General features: G+C 40.9%; 18 protein-coding genes. 16 read left to right on the plus strand and 2 right to left on the minus strand.

Annotated features, from left to right (window positions below):
- Positions 1 to 62 precede the first annotated feature (62 nt).
- Positions 63 to 767: a DUF554 domain-containing protein gene (locus tag AZE41_RS00150; protein ID WP_067204106.1), complete on the plus strand. Its 705-nt coding sequence runs from the start codon at positions 63 to 65 to the stop codon at positions 765 to 767.
- Here the strand turns inward: AZE41_RS00150 and yyaC are convergent.
- Positions 678 to 1,319, minus strand: a complete 642-nt coding sequence (gene yyaC / locus AZE41_RS21975; protein WP_082786778.1) for a spore protease YyaC — start codon at positions 1,317 to 1,319, stop codon at positions 678 to 680. The genes AZE41_RS00150 and yyaC overlap by 90 nt on opposite strands.
- 75 nt (positions 1,320 to 1,394) lie before the next feature.
- On the opposite strand from yyaC, the gene AZE41_RS00155 reads away from it, so the two are divergent.
- The 3 genes from AZE41_RS00155 (at position 1,395) to ychF (ending at position 3,754) form a co-directional block, all read left to right on the plus strand.
- Positions 1,395 to 2,285: a mechanosensitive ion channel family protein gene (locus AZE41_RS00155; RefSeq protein ID WP_231885745.1), complete on the plus strand. Its 891-nt coding sequence runs from the start codon at positions 1,395 to 1,397 to the stop codon at positions 2,283 to 2,285.
- 4 nt (positions 2,286 to 2,289) lie between these two features.
- On the plus strand, positions 2,290 to 2,487 hold the full coding sequence (locus tag AZE41_RS00160) for a DUF951 domain-containing protein (RefSeq protein WP_067204109.1): 198 nt from the start codon (positions 2,290 to 2,292) through the stop codon (positions 2,485 to 2,487).
- 166 nt (positions 2,488 to 2,653) lie between these two features.
- Positions 2,654 to 3,754 carry a redox-regulated ATPase YchF gene (gene ychF, locus AZE41_RS00165; RefSeq protein ID WP_067204112.1) on the plus strand — a complete coding sequence of 367 codons (1,101 nt, stop codon included), beginning with the start codon at positions 2,654 to 2,656 and terminating at the stop codon, positions 3,752 to 3,754.
- A gap of 724 nt (positions 3,755 to 4,478) precedes the next feature.
- On the opposite strand, the gene AZE41_RS00170 is transcribed toward ychF, so the two are convergent.
- Positions 4,479 to 5,060, minus strand: coding sequence for a DUF3267 domain-containing protein (locus tag AZE41_RS00170; RefSeq protein WP_067204115.1), 582 nt, complete (start codon positions 5,058 to 5,060; stop codon positions 4,479 to 4,481).
- A 148-nt stretch (positions 5,061 to 5,208) separates the two neighbouring features.
- Between AZE41_RS00170 and rpsF the strand changes: the two genes are divergently transcribed.
- The 12 genes from rpsF (at position 5,209) to AZE41_RS00230 (ending at position 18,164) form a co-directional block, all read left to right on the plus strand.
- Positions 5,209 to 5,496, plus strand: coding sequence for a 30S ribosomal protein S6 (rpsF, locus tag AZE41_RS00175; protein WP_067204117.1), 288 nt, complete (start codon positions 5,209 to 5,211; stop codon positions 5,494 to 5,496).
- A 59-nt stretch (positions 5,497 to 5,555) separates the two neighbouring features.
- Complete coding sequence (ssb, locus tag AZE41_RS00180; RefSeq protein WP_067204120.1) at positions 5,556 to 6,101, plus strand: single-stranded DNA-binding protein; 546 nt, start codon at positions 5,556 to 5,558, stop codon at positions 6,099 to 6,101.
- Between the two features lie 43 nt (positions 6,102 to 6,144).
- Positions 6,145 to 6,381 (plus strand): 30S ribosomal protein S18, encoded by a 237-nt coding sequence (gene rpsR / locus AZE41_RS00185; protein WP_067204122.1) that lies wholly within the window; start codon positions 6,145 to 6,147, stop codon positions 6,379 to 6,381.
- Positions 6,382 to 6,467: 86 nt separating this feature from the next.
- Positions 6,468 to 7,523 (plus strand): YybS family protein, encoded by a 1,056-nt coding sequence (locus tag AZE41_RS00190; RefSeq protein ID WP_197485349.1) that lies wholly within the window; start codon positions 6,468 to 6,470, stop codon positions 7,521 to 7,523.
- Positions 7,524 to 7,535: 12 nt separating this feature from the next.
- Entirely contained in the window at positions 7,536 to 9,512 is a 1,977-nt protein-coding gene (locus tag AZE41_RS00195; RefSeq protein WP_067204127.1) for a DHH family phosphoesterase, read from the plus strand.
- Complete coding sequence (rplI, locus tag AZE41_RS00200; protein ID WP_067204131.1) at positions 9,512 to 9,961, plus strand: 50S ribosomal protein L9; 450 nt, start codon at positions 9,512 to 9,514, stop codon at positions 9,959 to 9,961. The genes AZE41_RS00195 and rplI overlap by 1 nt, the downstream gene beginning before the upstream one ends.
- Positions 9,962 to 9,976: 15 nt before the next feature.
- Positions 9,977 to 11,332: a replicative DNA helicase gene (gene dnaB, locus AZE41_RS00205; protein ID WP_067204134.1), complete on the plus strand. Its 1,356-nt coding sequence runs from the start codon at positions 9,977 to 9,979 to the stop codon at positions 11,330 to 11,332.
- A gap of 411 nt (positions 11,333 to 11,743) precedes the next feature.
- Positions 11,744 to 13,216, plus strand: a complete 1,473-nt coding sequence (locus tag AZE41_RS00210; RefSeq protein ID WP_067204137.1) for a peptidoglycan DD-metalloendopeptidase family protein — start codon at positions 11,744 to 11,746, stop codon at positions 13,214 to 13,216.
- A 293-nt stretch (positions 13,217 to 13,509) separates the two neighbouring features.
- Positions 13,510 to 14,220 carry a response regulator YycF gene (yycF, locus tag AZE41_RS00215; RefSeq protein ID WP_067204140.1) on the plus strand — a complete coding sequence of 237 codons (711 nt, stop codon included), beginning with the start codon at positions 13,510 to 13,512 and terminating at the stop codon, positions 14,218 to 14,220.
- Between the two features lie 5 nt (positions 14,221 to 14,225).
- Positions 14,226 to 16,052 carry a cell wall metabolism sensor histidine kinase WalK gene (gene walK / locus AZE41_RS00220; protein ID WP_067204143.1) on the plus strand — a complete coding sequence of 609 codons (1,827 nt, stop codon included), beginning with the start codon at positions 14,226 to 14,228 and terminating at the stop codon, positions 16,050 to 16,052.
- Positions 16,043 to 17,365: a YycH family regulatory protein gene (locus tag AZE41_RS00225; RefSeq protein ID WP_067204147.1), complete on the plus strand. Its 1,323-nt coding sequence runs from the start codon at positions 16,043 to 16,045 to the stop codon at positions 17,363 to 17,365. Before walK ends, AZE41_RS00225 begins: the two co-directional genes overlap by 10 nt.
- Entirely contained in the window at positions 17,352 to 18,164 is an 813-nt protein-coding gene (locus AZE41_RS00230; RefSeq protein ID WP_067204150.1) for a two-component system regulatory protein YycI, read from the plus strand. Before AZE41_RS00225 ends, AZE41_RS00230 begins: the two co-directional genes overlap by 14 nt.
- The last annotated feature ends 10 nt before the right edge of the window (positions 18,165 to 18,174 follow it).

An 18,174-nucleotide genomic window follows, 5' to 3' on the forward strand; every position in this document is an offset into this window, starting at 1 on the left:
GCTCAATTAAAAATCTGGACGCAAATACGCCTCGACGTATTTGATTGAGAGGAAGTGAAAAAGTGATTTTATTTGGAACAGTTGTGAATGTTCTTTTAATAGTTGCAGGTGCGTTCATAGGAAGATTTCTACATAATATACCCGAGCGGATGAAAGAGACTGTCATGTATGGAATTGGGCTTGCGGTTGCTGTTATTGGCATACAAATGACTTTTGAAAGTACGCAAATACTGATTGTTATTATCAGTATTGTCGTTGGTGCAGTAATTGGTGAGTGGATGGATCTCGATAAGAAAGTGAATGATCTGGGACACTGGATGGAGAGCAAGATACCGGCAAGTGATAAAGGTCCGGGCATTGCGCAAGGGTTTGTTACAGCTACGTTGATTTTTGTTGTTGGATCGATGGCCATTATCGGTGCTATCGATAGCGGTCTGAGAAATGATCATGATGTCCTCGTCATGAAAGGGATTATTGATGGTTTCACTGCTATCATTTTAAGCTCAACGCTAGGTATTGGTGTCGCGTTTGCTGCAATTCCTGTATTTTTTTATCAAGGAATTATCACGTTATTTTCTACTCAAATAAGTCGCTTCGTTCCGGATGATTTAATGAACTTCTTCATCTCTGAAATGACAGCGACAGGTGGATTAATGATTTTGGCTATCGGTTTGAATTTAATTGGTTTGACTAAAGTGAGAGTTGCCAACCTGATTCCAGGTATCCTTGTTGTTGGAGTTGCTGTTACTATCGTACACTTCTTTTGAATTAAGACGCCCGTGTGCAAGTTGCAATGCCCGAGCAATAGTGCGGCTCATCTCGTATGGAAGGTAGAGGCGAGTACTTTGCAAAACGGCATGTTCCATGAACCCGGCGATATTGACTATGCCTTTAATGGATACGTCCCCAACTGGGGGTAGCTCCTTACCGACTGCCTTGCCAGGGTGTATAGGTCCACTATTGAAAAGTAATTGTCCGATAGAACTTACTTGTCCTAGGCATGCATCAATTGCTACGATGAAAGCAGTGGGATTAGTGAGTCTGGTTTCATCAATATGCTGTTGTAGATTTAAGGCATGTAATGGACTTTCCAATGTCCCGATTACAGTGAATGGGAACAGGGGAGACTCGGATAGGAAAGAACCAGTAAGTGGCCCTAGCGAGTCACCGGTAGATCGATCGGTTCCGATGCAGAAAAAAGTGAGATCTTGGGTTTCGAATGGAATGTGCTGGAGGAATAATGAACTGAGTTTCCAAACGGCACCTGTCTCCTTATGGTGAATGCGATAATCATATGGTGTAGAAAGAGTAGATCGCATGAAAAAACTCCATTTCTTTTTTTTATAACTCAGTCTACGCTTGCAAGTGATTTATTATACGAAAGGAAGAGGATTGTGGCAGTAACTATAAATGAAGACTTTGAAAAGTTGAAAGAAGATGCTGAAGAAGTAGGTAACATACTATTTAGTTCGAAAACTTGGTTTGATCTTGGCATGCTAGGACTTAAAGTAATCTTCATTATCTTGCTATCCATTATTGTAGTGAAAATAGGTAAAAGCGTTATTCGCCGCGCATTCAAGGTGAGACTGAAAGGCGCTTTACGTCATACAGAGCGCCGTGAAACAACATTGGTTAAGCTGCTTCAAAATACATTGTCATATGTCGTCTATTTCGCAGCAATTCTAGCAATCCTTTCTGCATTTACAATCAATGTTACAGGAATTCTTGCAGGGGCTGGAGTGTTAGGTCTGGCAGTCGGTTTTGGTGCCCAAAGTCTTGTGAAGGATATTATCAGCGGTTTCTTCATCATTTTTGAAGATCAATTTTCTGTGGGTGATTATGTACAAATTGGTTTAACAGTTGGAACGGTTGAAGAAATTGGTTTACGTACGACAAAAATTAGTGCGTATGGCGGGGAAGTACATATCATCCCGAACGGAAATATTTCAGAGGTCGTGAACTACTCAATTAATAATTCACTGGCTATAGTGGATATTAGACTTGGATATGAAACAGACATCGCGAAAACGGAAAAACTGTTGGAAGAGTATCTTGCAAATTTATCTGTTGGATATGAAGCGCTGATATCACAGCCAACTATCGTAGGCGTACAAGATTTGGGAGCATCTGAAATTATTATGAGAATCACAGCAGAAACCCAGCCTGTTATGCAATACGAAATTGCGAGGAAATTACGCAAGGATTTGAAAATATTCCTGGATCAGAACGGTATTGAAATACCGTACCCGAAAATGGTTATGTATCAACCGAAAAATGAGGTGTAAATAGATGGTGGAAAAAATCTTTGGGTTAAATGACATTGTTGAAATGAAAAAGCAGCATCCATGCGGAACGAACGCATGGAAAATCATCCGGATGGGGGCGGATATCCGCATTAAGTGCGAGGGATGTGGTCACAGCGTAATGATTCCACGTAATGAATTTGCGAAGAAGATGAAAAAGCTGCTTGTAAAGGCTGAATCTTAAGCTGTTCAGATTCCAGGCGTTCCGCTAGCAGATGGACAACTAGGCCTGCTGTCCTTATAATGGAAGAGTTGCATATGGGATGTATGAGTAAAAGAATTAACATATAATGGAGGCTTCTTTAAGCGAAAGTACCGCTTAAAAAGCTAAATGAAGGGTTGTGGAACGAATGGCATTAACAGCTGGAATCGTCGGTCTACCAAACGTAGGTAAATCTACACTATTCAATGCGATTACAAAAGCGGGGGCAGAGGCGGCAAACTATCCGTTCTGTACAATTGATCCGAACGTTGGAATCGTTGAAGTACCTGATGAAAGACTAGATAAACTTACAGAATTAGTAACACCGAAAAAAACAGTACCGACTGCATTTGAGTTTACAGACATCGCAGGAATTGTTGAAGGAGCAAGCAAAGGTGAAGGGCTAGGGAATAAATTCCTTATGCACATCCGTGAAGTGGATGCAATCTGTCAGGTTGTCCGTTGCTTCGTAGACGAAAATATAACACATGTAGCTGGTAAAGTTGATCCAATCGATGATATCGAAATCATCAATCTTGAATTGATTCTTGCAGATATGGAAGCCGTTGAAAAACGATTGGCACGTGTTACCAAAATGGTGAAACAGAAAGATAAAGTGGCAATGGCAGAAGAGCCAATCTTGATTAGATTAAGAGAAGCATTTGAAAATGAAAAACCTGCTCGTTCTGTTGAGTTTACTGACGAGGAACTTATCCTTGCAAAAGGGATGAACCTTTTGACGATTAAACCGATGCTCTATGTAGCAAACGTTGCGGAAGATGAAGTTGCAGATGCAGACAATAATGAGAATGTTAAAGCTGTCCGCGCATTTGCGGAAAAAGATAGTGCACAAGTAATTGTTGTTTGTGCAAAAATCGAAGAAGAAATGGCTGAACTTGAAGATGATGAAAAAGCGATGTTCCTTGAAGAGTTGGGCATCAAGGAATCGGGCCTCGATCAACTTATCAAAGCATCTTATAAGCTTCTTGGCTTTGCAACATACTTCACAGCGGGCGTACAAGAAGTTCGTGCGTGGACATTCCGTAAAGGGATGAAAGCACCGCAATGTGCTGGAATCATTCACACTGACTTCGAACGCGGCTTCATCCGTGCTGAAACAGTAGCATATGATGACCTAGTTGCAACAGGTTCAATGGCTGCTGCAAAAGAGGCAGGAAAAGTTCGTCTTGAAGGAAAAGAATACATTGTTAAAGACGGCGACGTTATGCTGTTCCGTTTTAACGTTTAAGTACCAATAAATACTACTTTGGAATGTTACATTCCAGTACGTCTGTTGCTTAGCCAAAAGTAACCAGAAAATAACTTGATCACACTGGGTGCTACGTGCAACGTTGTACTTGGATTGCTTTGTTTTGAACGACTACTCTATCATTATCGAGATGTCTGAATGTGTAGGGATGCGACTTGGTCGCATCCCTACACATTTTTTTTCGGTAATCGTATGGTGGTCCTTCTTCCGCCGCGCTCCAAATTTATAAGTATTCGTAGTTCTGAAGCTTTTTGGGACGAAAGAATAGCTGGCTTCTTACCAGGAGAAAAGCCGCCAAAGATGCAATTTTGACGGCTGATGCTTTCTATATAGTTTTTTCTTGTTTTTATTAAAGAAGTATCACTCTCAAGTATGCATCACATAATTAGATGTATACTTTTTGTTGAAAGTAAGCAAGAAGCATATTATACAACGTGCAAGAGTGCCCGAAATTACATCTTCGGGCACTTACACTCACCATAGAATGACATCTACTCTTTTCTTCCAAAACAACTGCATTTTACACTAGGACATTGTAGGTACGCGACAGGCAACTAGCCACACTAGGACACCTCAGTAAATCTGACATGAATAGTTCCCCGAAAGCGAGCCAAAAATAGTCCAGTGAAAATAGAGGATATCACCAGTATTTTATGTAAAAAAAGTGGCTAATCGACAGACCTAACATTCCAGAGTGGCATTTTTATTTTTCAATATAGTTCTCCAACTCAATCCTTTTGTCAGGCGAATAGACATAAAGTTTCGGTAATTCAGGATCATCTTTCACAACCCAATCGTCGGGCAGTTCTTTCAACTCCTTATACATAGCGAAGTCGCCAGCTGCCCCGCCTATCAATAAAGCAGACAAGCTGACTAGCAAACCACTTCCAATATAAAGACCGATAACGGCTGGAAGAATACCTGTCGTCCAAAAAGGGAGCAGTAGCGCTTTTCGTATAGCACGGTTTGTCATAAGTTGATCGGTTGTCGCATACGCGATGCCCATTTTTAGATTAACTCCAACAATCATCTTTTTCCATGGGACATCACCAAATACACGGAAGCCAAGCAGGTGAAATAGTTCATGCAGAATGATCAGCAGGATATAGCCTATAATGAAAAAAACAATTGTCCATAAGCTGAGTGAAAACGAAAAATCTCTTTCAATAACAATTTTAAGAAACCATAATAAAAGGAAAGCACTTGCGGTTAAAACTAGGCTGCTCTTAGCCACTTTTGGTAAATCAATCTCAATTATTTTGTCGGGTACAGGAAATTCATTCAATGAAAATCACCTCTATTCAAAAGTATACAAGAAAATAGTTGAAAGATGAATGGAACTGTGCTAATATGTACTGATGTGAGTAATATAATTACTTACTCCTTGCCCGCTGAAATCAGCAGGGCCCAAGTCCATAAGGAGGTGACTACAGATGAGAAAGTACGAAATTATGTACATTATCCGCCCAACAGTAGAAGATGAAGCGAAAAAAGCGTTGATTGAACGTTTTGACGAAGTTCTTCTTTCTAACGGTGCAGAAAACATCGAGTCGAAAGAGTGGGGCAAGCGCCGTCTTGCTTACGAAATCGACGATCTACGTGAAGGTTTCTATCAACTAATTAAGTTGAATGCCGAAACTAAAGCAATCGATGAATTTACACGTCTTGCGAACATCAACGAAGATATTCTTCGTCATATGACTGTCCGCATTGAAGATTAATCCATATATGAATAATGAACAGGTGAAACTTACAAAATGATGAGGGAGGTTGAATTCTAATGATTAACCGAGTTGTTTTAGTAGGGCGATTGACAAAAGATCCTGAACTCAAGTATACACAAACCGGTATCGCTGTTACACGTTTTACGTTAGCAGTAAACCGAGCTTTTCAAAGCGCTTCAGGCGAACGAGAAGCTGATTTCATCAGTTGTGTTGCTTGGAGAAAACAGGCTGAAAACGTTGCAAACTTCTTGAAAAAGGGAAGTCTTGTCGGAGTAGATGGCCGTATTCAGACGGGCAGCTTTGAAGGACAAGATGGAAAGCGTGTTTATACTACAGAAGTTGTAGCAGACAGCACACAATTTCTCGAACCGCGCAATGCATCTGGCGAAAATAGATCGGGAGCTGGCGGTGGGGCACCTTACCAAGGTTCTCAACAAAGCGAACAACCGAGCTATCAGAATCAGCAGTCAAACCAACAATACAAACAATCTAACCAGCAATCTCAACAGCCTAATCAGCAAAATTACACACGTACTGACGATGATCCATTCTCGACAGGCGGAGGCCCGATAGAAGTATCGGACGACGACCTGCCGTTCTAAGAATCTACCCGTCATTATGAATTAAGTAAGGAGGGGAAAAACTATGGCACCACGTCGTGGAGGAAAGAGACGCCGTAAAGTTTGTTATTTCACATCAAACAACATTACTAAAATCGATTATAAAGATACAGATATGCTTAAGAAATTTATTTCTGAGCGTGGAAAAATCTTGCCTCGCCGGGTAACTGGTACAAGCGCGAAGTATCAGCGTAAACTGACACTTGCAATCAAACGCTCACGTATCATGGCACTTCTTCCATTCAGTTCGGAAGAAAGATAATTTTATTTAGATAGACCGCCTCGTCAGACCGACACAACCGGTATGGGGGCGGTCTTTTTATTCGGGTAAAAGAAGTACATATGTTCTTGGTTTGGTTTAAAAACAATAATCATGATACAATTGAAGCAACTATCCATAGTAATTGGAAGTTAGAAGTATGGATAGAATTAGTCGTCCAGCGAAAGACCGGAGGAATCTATATTATGCAAGACAATGCAAGGAAAATTACGTACGGAGCAATGATGATTGCGCTATTTGCAATCTTGCTTGCGGTATCGTTATATACGCCATTTCTCGGAAATGTCACTATGTTCTTTATTGCGTTACCGATTATTTTGTACAGATTGAAATACGACAGGAACTCGTCCCTTCTTACATTGGCGGCCGGTATCGTGTTGTCATTATTAATCGGAGGTATTCTACTCGTTCCAATCGCTTTCGTCCATGGAATTCTTGGATTCATTATCGGAGAAACCATTGTGAGGGGCAAATCAAAGTTATATATCTTCATGGCTTCTGGACTCACTCTACTTATCACAGGAATGGGCGTTTATGTTGGGGCTGTCCTTTTCTTCGGATTCAATATGATTGATGCATTAATGACGGTTATGGAGGATACTAAAGAGCAGATGAAGTCGTTCATGGCTAACTATGGCGGCGTACCGGATGGCTATGATGAAGTCGTTACATCAACGTTTCAGATGTACGAGTACACAATTCCATCTATCTTCATCATAAGTATTTTCATGTTAGCTTTCATTCTTCTCACGCTAAACCTTGGAGTTGCCAAGCGACTGGGATTTGAAGTACCCAAATTTCCACCATTCCGTGAAATGAAACTACCAATGATTGCGGTGATTTTGTACGGAGCAATTCTTCTTATTACGCTCTTTGCAGGTGTGAAGCCGGGCACTAATCTATATCTGATTACCGTCAACGCAACTACTGTTTTGAGATTCTTGTTTCTACTGCAAGGTGTTTCACTTATCCATTACTATGTAAATGAAATGAAGTTACCGAAAGTAGCGACAGTTGTGGCCACGATTTTTGCACTAATGCTGGCTCCGATAACGACGATGCTCGGGATACTTGATACGGGAGTGAATCTACGTGCCTGGCTTAGAAAAGACAAGTCAAAATAAGGGGATGGGACAATGACGTCATTTTTTAGAAAAAGAGCAATACGCTATCCGTTGACGGTATTGTCGATTCTGGGCGTGATGGCGGCAGTGCTCCTGCTCTTATTCCAGTTTTGGCCTGGACTTCTTTTCTCCGTCTTATTTATAGTTACAATGGGATTTACATGGAAAATGGAAGAACAGACTTATATCGAAACAGAGAAACATATCGAAACATTATCGTACAGGATGAAGAAAGTCGGAGAAGAAGCACTTCTTGAATTGCCGATTGGAATTATCCTTATTAATGAAAAAAATATTGTTGAGTGGGCTAACCCGTACGCAGCAAAAGTATTTGCACATCAGGAAACCCTTATCGGAGATGACTTGTTCGATCTATCTGGACAGTTTCATGCGATCTTAAAAAATGAAAAGATAGAAAATAATGTTTTGACGATTGGAGAACAATCGTATAAGGTTTTTTATAAAGCAGAAGAAAAACTTATTTATTTATTTGATATTACGGAGCAACTAGTGATGGAGACTCTTTATTATGCAGACCGTACAGTTCTCGGTATTATTCTTGTCGATAATTATGATGAAGTATCACAGGCAATGGACGATCAGACAAGAAGTCAGCTTAATTCATTGGTAACCTCACTTGTAAATAGCTGGGGAACAACGAATGGGATATTTGTAAAACGAATTGCGACTGATCGTTTCTTGGCTGTCTTTAACGAGGCAACATTGGCCGATTTGGAAAAAACAAAGTTCTCGATTTTAGATGACATTCGTGAAACAACTGCTAAGCAGAGTACGGCACTGACACTAAGTATAGGTGTGGGTGTGGGATCTACTTCATTAATCGAATTGGGCGAACTGGCACAGTCTAGTTTAGATCTTGTACTGGGACGCGGCGGTGACCAAGTGGCCATCAAACGTTCTGACGGGAAGTTGAAATTTTATGGCGGTAAAACAAATCCCGTTGAAAAAAGGACTCGGGTTCGTGCAAGAGTCATCTCACATGCTTTGCGAGATCTTATTCAAGGCAGTGATAAAGTATTTATCATGGGTCACAAAATGCCTGACATGGACGCAATCGGTGCAGCAATTGGTGTTCGGAAAATGGCCCGCAAGAATAATATTGAGGGATATGTAGTCGTCAATTTCAATGAACTTGATGGAAGCGTAACACGGCTTATGGACGAAATTAGGCGTGATACGGATCTGTTCAATCAATTCATCACGCCCGATGAGGCGCTTTCGATGATTACAGAGAAATCATTGATCATTGTTGTTGATACGCATAAACCGAGTATGGTCATTGATGAACGAGTTATCGATAAAGCAGAGAAGGTTGTCGTCATTGATCACCATCGACGTGGAGAAGAGTTTATCAAGAACACGATGCTTGTCTACATGGAACCATATGCGTCATCCACTGCGGAGCTCGTAACCGAATTAATTGAATACCAGCCTAAACAAGAAAAACTTACGATGCTTGAATCGACAGCCCTTCTAGCGGGTATTATCGTCGATACGAAAAGCTTCACACTCCGCACAGGGGCAAGGACGTTCGAAGCAGCATCGTATCTGCGAACCAATGGAGCAGATACAATACTCGTTCAGCGCCTGTTAAAAGAGGATATCGCTACTTATGTCCTGAGGTCTAAACTGATTGAAACTGTTGAATTGTCCGACGCGGGGATTGCCATTGCAAAAGGAGAGAACCAAGTCGTTTATGGTTCTGTTTTGATAGCTCAAACGGCTGATATTCTTCTTACAATGCAAGGCGTCGCAGCTTCATTCGTCATTGCATCCCGTGCAGATGGTAAAATAGGAATAAGCGCTCGTTCTCTCGGTGAATTGAATGTTCAACTCATCATGGAAGAACTTGGAGGCGGCGGCCATTTGACGAACGCAGCATGCCAGCTCGATGTTGAGTCTGTGGAAGCAGCAAAAGAAATGTTAACGGCTGTACTGAATACAAAGATGGAAAGGGGAAATTCATAATGAAAGTAATCTTATTGAAAGACGTAAAAAGTATTGGAGCAAAAGGTGATGTGAAAGAGGTATCTGTGGGGTACGCACAAAACTTCCTACTGAAAAATAAATTGGCGGTTGAAGCAACGCCAGGGAATATTAGCAGACTTGAAGGTCAAAAAAATCGGGTCGCTAAAGATGCAGCAGAAGAATTATCAGAAGCAAAAGAGCTAAAAGAGCAAATTGATAAAATTACGGTAGAAATGAAAGCTAAATCTGGTGAAGGTGGAAGGCTATTTGGTTCAATTACAACAAAACAAATTGCTGAAGCATTAAATAAAACTGAAGGTATAAAAGTGGACCGTCGTAAAATGGAATTACCGGATGCAATCCGTGCACTTGGCTTCACGAATGTTCCAATCAGAATTCATCCAGACGTGACGGCAACACTTAAAGTACATGTAGTGGAAGAAGGATAAGGAGAGATTGGGTAGATGAATCAGATGATTGATCGCGTCCCACCACATAATAATGAAGCGGAGCAGTCGGTTATCGGGGCAATTTTCCTTGAACCACAAGCGCTCATTACAGCGGCAGAACTTCTTATGCCAGAAGATTTCTATAGGATGGCGCATGAGAAAATCTTCCAAACGATGATTATTCTAAGTGACAAAGGTCAGGCAATTGACGTTGTCACGGTCACGGAAGAACTATCTGCTAAAAAAGAACTGGAAGATGTCGGCGGTATTTCGTATTTGATGGAGATTGCCAACTCTGTTCCAACAGCAGCTAACATTGTGCATTATGCCCGTATCGTTGAAGAGAAAGCACTTTTACGGCGGCTTATCCGTGTGGCTACTTCAATCGTTGAAGACGGTTACGCGCGGGAGGACGAAGTAGAGGCACTCTTAGCTGAAGCGGAAAAGAAAATGATGGAAGTATCCAACCGGAAAAATGCTGGGGATTTTCGTCATATTAAAGACGTCCTCGTTGAAACGTATGACAGTATCGAACTTCTTCATACGCAAAAAGGTGATGTTACAGGTATTCCAACAGGTTTCCGGGATTTAGATAAAATCACAGCCGGTTTTCAGCGCAATGACTTAATCATTGTTGCCGCGCGTCCGTCTGTTGGTAAGACCGCATTCGCATTGAACGTGGCGCAAAATGTTGCGACTAAAACCGATGAAAACGTCGCAATCTTTAGTTTGGAGATGGGTGCGGAGCAGCTCGTTATGCGGATGCTTTGTGCGGAAGGTAATATTGATGCACAAGTGCTTCGTACAGGTGCTCTTGAAGCGGAAGACTGGCGTAAACTTACGATGGCAATGGGTAGCCTTTCAAATGCCGGTATTTTCATCGATGATTCGCCGGGTATCCGTGTCAATGACATTCGTTCTAAATGCCGTCGCTTGCAACAGGAGCACGGCTTGGGCATGATAATGATTGACTATATGCAACTGATTGCAGGAAGCGGCACTAAGCCCGGTGAAAACCGGCAGCAGGAAGTTTCAGAAATCTCCCGTTCGTTGAAATCACTTGCGAGGGAATTGAAAGTACCGGTTATTGCACTGTCTCAGCTGTCACGTGGTGTTGAGCAACGCGTGGATAAGCGCCCGATGATGTCCGATCTCCGGGAATCAGGGAGTATTGAGCAAGATGCGGATATCGTTTCATTCCTCTACCGTGAGGACTATTATGATAAAGAAACAGAAAATCAGAATATGATTGAAATTATCATAGCCAAACAACGGAATGGTCCAACAGGTACAGTAACCCTTGCTTTTGCAAAGGAATACAACAAATTTGTCAATATTGACTGGAGTCAGCACGAATCTCCGGATTATTGATAAACACAAACATTATTTCGGGTCTTTGGAAATAACACCATCAAATAGAGAAAGACGTCTTGTGATACCGAGGTTTCCCGGTAGACAAGACGTCTTTCTTTTTTATCGAAAAATACCTGAAAGTGACGTAGCAAAGTCGAAACAATGAAAAATAAATTGTCGAATAGAACGCTAAATGTATAAATAGCAAGGTAATAGTCGAGTAATGTGATAGAAAAGAAAGTTAAGAGAACCCTCTATCATTACAAAATTAATAGTTAATAAATGGATGCTATTCTACATTCTCATTACAAAGTCCTATAATGCTACAAGAATGGTACCGGATATGTTAAATTAGAGAGGCGTGAAAATTTGCATACTGTAAATGATCTATATCAGTCTTCTGATTGAAATATGGAGGGAGTTTCATATATGTTTTTCAAAAGAAATAAACAGGACGAAACAAAAAAAGCATTACCCAAATTTATTCGTCCTTTCAAAAAGACTCAAAAGATCCTCGTTCTGACAATGATCTTAGCGGGACTTGGGGTAAATTCAGGTTTTGCGAATGAAGAGGAGAGTAAGGACCTCTCGACCATATTCCATATCTATTCAAAAGGGGAATATGTGGGTGTTATAGCTGATCAAGAAAAGCTGGAAGAATTGAAAGAAGAAGAGCTGAAAAAAGCAGCCTCTGAATTTAAGAATCTTCCGCTTACAATAGGAACAGATTTATCGGTGATTCCAGAGCGGGTATTTACAGCAGAAACAGACGATGACATTGTCCTAGAAAAACTTCATGGAATGCTGTCCGTGGAAGCGGAAGCAATCGGCGTTTTAATTGACGAAGAACTGGCATTCTACGTTAATGATATGGCCACGTATAATGAAGTGATTCGCGAGTTGAAATTACAATCTGTTTCTGAGAAGAAGCTTAATGAATTCGAAGCCCGCAAAGCTTCTTCTGAACCAATACCCCCTTTGAAAGAAGATGAAACGCGTATTGTAAACATCTTAATTAGCGGTGAGATGCAGGCGGTACCGGGGAATGTATCTCCAAAAGAGGTAAGAAGTACAGAAGAAGCCATGGTTCTCCTTAATAAAGGGACACTTGAGGAGAAGAAGTATGTAGTAAGTTCAGGTGATGTCCTTGGATCAATTGCTGCCGCTCACAATATGGCAACGGCTAAATTGGTAGAAATAAATCCAGGATTTACAGTAGATAAGGTTCTTAGATTAGGCGACGAGCTCAATGTTACGGCTATTGAACCGTACGTAGAAGTGGAAGTTCATTATGAAACGAAAACAAAAGAAGCTATTAAATATGCAACTTTAACTGAAGAAGACAGTTCCTTATTTAAAGGCGAAAAGAAAGTAACAAAGAAAGGTTCTGACGGGGAAAAAATTGTTACAGAACTTATTCGTAAACGAAATGGTCAAACGATAGGCAGGTCTGTTTCTGAGGAAAATATTATTGCTGAAGCAGTAGACAAAGTGACGGTTGTCGGAACGAAAGTGATTCCTTCAAGAGGATCAGGTACATTCATTTGGCCTGCATCTGGAGGATATGTTTCTAGTCAAATGGGTACTCGCTGGGGTAGGACGCATCAAGGTATTGATATCGCACGTCCATCCTCGTATGGAATTGTAGCAGCAGATAATGGAGTTGTTACAACTACAGGATCGCACAGCACATATGGAAATCGGGTTGTCATCACACATAACAATGGCTATGAAACCTTGTATGCCCATCTCTCTTCAATTGAGGTTAGTGAGGGACAAACTGTATCACAGGGAACAAAAATTGGTGTAATGGGGTCGACAGGTCGTTCAACGGGTGTCCATCTTCATTTTGAAGTATTCAAGAACGGTTCCAATATTAACCCCATGAGCGTGTTAAGATAATTAGATAACCAAAGACGATACACATGTTGTATCGTCTTTTTTTAACGTTTAGACTCCGGCGACTCAAGGGATAGAACTATATTCCTCCTACTCGTCGGGTCTACCAAGGCGCTTACTTTTTTTGAATGTTCCATTCGACAATATTCGGGGTTTATTGCCCGGGAAATAGTGAGAGTGCTAGGAGAAGATGGCGACTTTGATGCGACAGTAGAAACGTGCGAAGCGTCGCGAAGAATGATAGAGTAAAAGGACACTGATAGAGGCGCCAACAGGGCGAGATGGGGGAAGATAAAATGCAAAACAAAGTAATTTTAATTGTTGATGATGAAAAACCAATTGCTGATATACTTGAATTTAATCTAAAAAAAGAAGGCTTCACTGTTTTTTGTGCATACGATGGAGATGAGGCGCTTGAAAAGGTAGAAGAAGTTAAGCCTGATCTAGTACTTCTTGATATTATGCTACCGAAGCGGGATGGTATGGAAGTATGCCGAGAAATCCGAAAAAAATATGACTTCCCGATTATTATGTTAACAGCGAAAGACTCGGAAATTGATAAAGTACTTGGTTTGGAACTTGGAGCAGATGATTACGTCACCAAACCATTTGGAACACGTGAGCTCATTGCTCGTGTGAAAGCAAATTTACGCAGGCATATGAAATCTGTTGAGGAAGAGCAAGAAGGGGCTACAAATGACATTACAGTCGGCAACCTGATTATTCAGCCAGATGCTTACCTTGTTCTAAAAAGAGATGAAAAAATTGAACTGACACATAGGGAGTTTGAACTTCTTCACTATCTTTCGAAGCATATTGGACAAGTTATGACGCGTGAGCACCTCTTACAAACAGTATGGGGTTATGATTACTTTGGAGATGTGAGAACTGTAGATGTAACAATCCGTCGTTTGCGAGAAAAGATTGAAGATGCACCAAGTAATCCAACGTGGATTGTGACAAGACGTGGCGTTGGCTATTACTTACGTGACCCAGAACAGGAGTAACTATCATGCAAAAAGTTGGTTTTTTCCGATCTATCCACGTTAAATTTGTCTTAATCTATGTGATGCTGATTTTAATTGCAATGGAAATAATCGGGCTGTACTTTGCACGCGAGCTCGAACAGAACATGAAATCTAACTTCACAACATCGATTGATGATAGGATGAGTTTGGTCGAATTCAGTGTGCGTGAAGAAATGATGAAAAAACGAGCTGCGGACGACCCGATGACACTTGAGAAGAGTCTTCAGGCCGTCCTTTCGAGTTTTAAATCGGAAGATATCAATGAAGTACGGGTTATTAATGCGGGGAATATTATTCTTGCAACATCAGCCTTAAATAATATATCTATGGTTGGACAGCGTTCGGCGGACGACATTGTGAGGAAGTCAAATGCGTCGAAAACTCCATATGACATAATTAATCTTGACCGGAAAACAAGAAAGCGAATTTTGGTTCGTGCAACGCCTATTGTTGTTGGAGATGAAGTAAAAGGTATACTTTATCTTGAGGCAAACATTGAAAAGGTGTTTAAACAAATCGATGAAGTAAATCGTATTTTAGCCGGCGGGGTAGCTGTTTCGTTGTCTATTACAATCATTCTTGGTATTTTAATCGCACAGACGATGACAAGACCAATATCTGATATGAGGCGCCAGGCTCAAGCGATGGCGAAAGGGAATTTCTCGCGAAAAGTTCGCGTATATGGAAATGACGAAATGGGCCAACTTGCAATAGCCTTCAATCATTTAACGAACCAATTACAAGAGTCTCAGTCATCGACTGAAAGTGAACGGCGGAAACTGGCTTCCGTATTAGAGAATATGACTGATGGCGTCATTGCAACTGATCGAAAAGGTCGCGTCAGCCTTATTAATGACTCCGCACTTCTTATGCTAAGACTAACACGGGATTTGGTCTTGAACCGACCGATATCTAGCATCCTTGGATTTGAGCAGGAGTATGCATTTGAGGATTTAATCCAAGTAAAGGAATCCATTGCACTGGATTTCAGTACGGAAGATCAGCCTTATATTTTACGAGCGAATTTTTCCGTTACACAAAGAGAAACTGGTTTTGTGAATGGTCTTATTGTTGTCTTACACGATAATACAGAACAAGAGAAAATCGATATGGAAAGACGTGAGTTTGTTTCAAATGTATCGCATGAATTGCGTACGCCACTTACAACAATGCGCAGTTATTTGGAGGCGCTTGCTGACGGGGCGTGGAAGAATGAGGAGATTGCACCATCCTTCCTTCACGTAACACAGACTGAAACTGAGCGGATGATTCGGCTTGTTAACGATTTGTTGAAGCTATCACGCATGGACAGCAGGGACTATGACTTGAATAAAGAATGGGTTGAATTCAATTATTTTTTCAAATCAATCATTGGTCGCTTTGAATTTTCGAAGTCTCAAGAAGTCCAGTTTATACGCCTTCTCTCTTCCTCCGAACTGTTTGTTGAAATCGATACGGATAAGATGACCCAGGTGCTCGATAATATAATTTCAAATGCGTTAAAATACTCACCAGACGGCGGAGATATCCGTTTTGGCATTACAATGTCCGGAGACTTTATTAAAGTAATGATTTCGGATGATGGTATGGGAATACCACAGGCAAACGTTAAACGTATTTTTGACAGATTCTATCGAGCAGATCGAGCAAGATCCCGTGCGATGGGCGGTACAGGACTAGGTCTTGCAATTGCCCGTGAAATGATTTTGGCGCACGGAGGAGAAATATGGGCAGAAAGCGAAGAAGGAAAAGGAACGACAATATTCTTTACGTTGCCGTTTGAACTTCAGGAGGACGGTGAGTGGGGTTGAAATATGTTGAAACTGTCAAATCGATTGTACTTATCCTACTTGTCGCTCTCAGTATCATACTAACATTTTCTATTTGGACGTACTCACCGCGTTATGAAACCATTGAGCAGTTCCCGCCCGTAGATATTTCTATAGGCGATAAAAAGAGAATTGATGAAATTATAAAACCATATAAAATGGTCTTTAATTTTGACGATGCTTTGAAAGGAACAACTGATTCAGATAAAATCGATCGTATTATGGAAGAGATAACGGACTGGAAAATAACAGAAATCACCACAGTGGAAGAAAACTTTACTTCAGAGGATATAAGTATTTTGCTACGGAAGCCTAACCGGTTTACAGTGTTCTTTCAAAGTGAAATTCCTTTGTCTGTCTATGACAGCGTTTTGAAAATTGAAGCACCGACGCCCGAGATTTCATTTAACCAGATTGTGGTTGAATGGAAGCCGGACAATACTGCGATGACTGTCTACTTCGTGAGCAAAGAAAACAAGAAGCTTTATAGCGCAAAAGTGAAGGCAGAGGATTATCAAAGTCTCGATAATTCAATATTAACAGTCGGGCGAGAACTTCAAGAATACAGAGAAGTAAACCCTGATAGTTCTTCCTATCTCGTAGTCTCAGTAGAGCCCGTGGAAACGATTAAGTACACTTTTCTGGAGGATGAAGTATCCATTAATAAATTCCGTGATGCATTGTTCAGTGATGTAAATGCAGTACGGAATAGCCAAGTGGGAATTCATGTTGAAGAACTTGCTGACGATCATGCAATGATGAATGTTTATACGGAGAAGAAAACACTGAACTATGTTTCACCAAATGCAGAAAGTCAAGAACTTGCAATACCCTCAGAGTTACTGATAAATACAGTCAACTTTGTTAATGAACACGGCGGATGGACAGACGAATTTAGATTTACGTACATGGATGCCGAGACCCGATCAGTAAGATTCCGGTTATATCTGCACGGATTACCTGTCTATACAGATTCCAGTTCTTCTGCTGAAATTCTGCCGAAGTGGGGAAAAAATCGGATATATAGTTATGCAAGACCGTACTATAGACTCAATTCTTCAAATCCAGCAAAATCAGAAATTGAACTTCTTCCACCAGGCATTGATATTGCCGAAAGTCTTAGAAAATCGGATAAGTTGGATATTGGTGCTGTCGAGGAAATTACTCCGGGTTACTTTATGAAATATAAGCCAGGACTTTTCATCATGGAGCCGGCCTGGTTTTACTTGATTAATGGTAATTGGAACCGCTTTTCACCTGAAATTTTAGGAGGTGAACTGATTGGATTGGAATAAGTCGAAAACGATATTTATTATCGTATTTTCAATCGTGAACGTTTTCCTTTACTTACTTTATGTGGACAAGGTTACAGATGCGCAAAATGTTCAGGTGATGGGGAAAACACCAATCGAGGAATTGCTGAAGATGGACAACGTTACGTATGATCAACTACCGCCCTATAAAAACGATCCGTCTTATGTGTCCGCAAAGTCTATGATATTTATAGATGAACAGATAAACAAACTTGAAAATCAAAAAGTCGAAATCTCAGACGAAACATTTCTTCAATCAAAATTGGACGATCCTGTCAGTGTGATGAATACGAAAGGCGATTTTGATTTTACGGAGATTCTCGCTAAGTATGTATTAAACGGTGCTGAGTACGAACTTTGGGACGTAGATGAAGAGGCGCAGGAAGCATTGCTTTTTCAGAAAGTGAAGGACAATCCCATTTATTTCAGTAGTAATGCGAAGCTGGTATTGCATTGGAATGACAAGGGGGAGGTTACAAACTATGAGCAAAGTATGCTGCATGAATTCGGTACCTTTAATCGTAAAAAAGATCTTCTTTCCCCTATAGAGGCAATCGGTAATTTGTATTCAAACGGGCACTTGAAACAAGATTCCAAGGTAAAGTCTATGAAGCTCGGTTATTCGACACATGTTCAAGTATCGGAAACCCAAGTGTTTGCTCCGACATGGCATGTACGTGTAGAATTGAAGGATGGGGTAAAAGAAGATTACTTCATCAATGCAATTGAAGGTATGATTATAGAATTCCAGCAAGAACCGTTGGAAGAAGAGAATGAATAAGGGGGTTTTG

Origin of the sequence: Sporosarcina psychrophila (assembly GCF_001590685.1) — a bacterium.
GTDB classification, from domain to species: Bacteria; Bacillota; Bacilli; order Bacillales_A; family Planococcaceae; genus Sporosarcina; species Sporosarcina psychrophila.

Coding starts and splice junctions, on each gene's coding strand:
- yyaC (WP_082786778.1), bottom strand. CDS start 1,319: ATGCGATCTACTCTTTCTACACCATATGATTATCGCATTCACCATAAG.
- AZE41_RS00160 (WP_067204109.1), top strand. CDS start 2,290: ATGGTGGAAAAAATCTTTGGGTTAAATGACATTGTTGAAATGAAAAAG.
- ychF (WP_067204112.1), top strand. CDS start 2,654: ATGGCATTAACAGCTGGAATCGTCGGTCTACCAAACGTAGGTAAATCT.
- rpsF (WP_067204117.1), top strand. CDS start 5,209: ATGAGAAAGTACGAAATTATGTACATTATCCGCCCAACAGTAGAAGAT.
- ssb (WP_067204120.1), top strand. CDS start 5,556: ATGATTAACCGAGTTGTTTTAGTAGGGCGATTGACAAAAGATCCTGAA.
- rpsR (WP_067204122.1), top strand. CDS start 6,145: ATGGCACCACGTCGTGGAGGAAAGAGACGCCGTAAAGTTTGTTATTTC.
- AZE41_RS00195 (WP_067204127.1), top strand. CDS start 7,536: ATGACGTCATTTTTTAGAAAAAGAGCAATACGCTATCCGTTGACGGTA.
- rplI (WP_067204131.1), top strand. CDS start 9,512: ATGAAAGTAATCTTATTGAAAGACGTAAAAAGTATTGGAGCAAAAGGT.
- dnaB (WP_067204134.1), top strand. CDS start 9,977: ATGAATCAGATGATTGATCGCGTCCCACCACATAATAATGAAGCGGAG.
- AZE41_RS00210 (WP_067204137.1), top strand. CDS start 11,744: ATGTTTTTCAAAAGAAATAAACAGGACGAAACAAAAAAAGCATTACCC.
- yycF (WP_067204140.1), top strand. CDS start 13,510: ATGCAAAACAAAGTAATTTTAATTGTTGATGATGAAAAACCAATTGCT.
- walK (WP_067204143.1), top strand. CDS start 14,226: ATGCAAAAAGTTGGTTTTTTCCGATCTATCCACGTTAAATTTGTCTTA.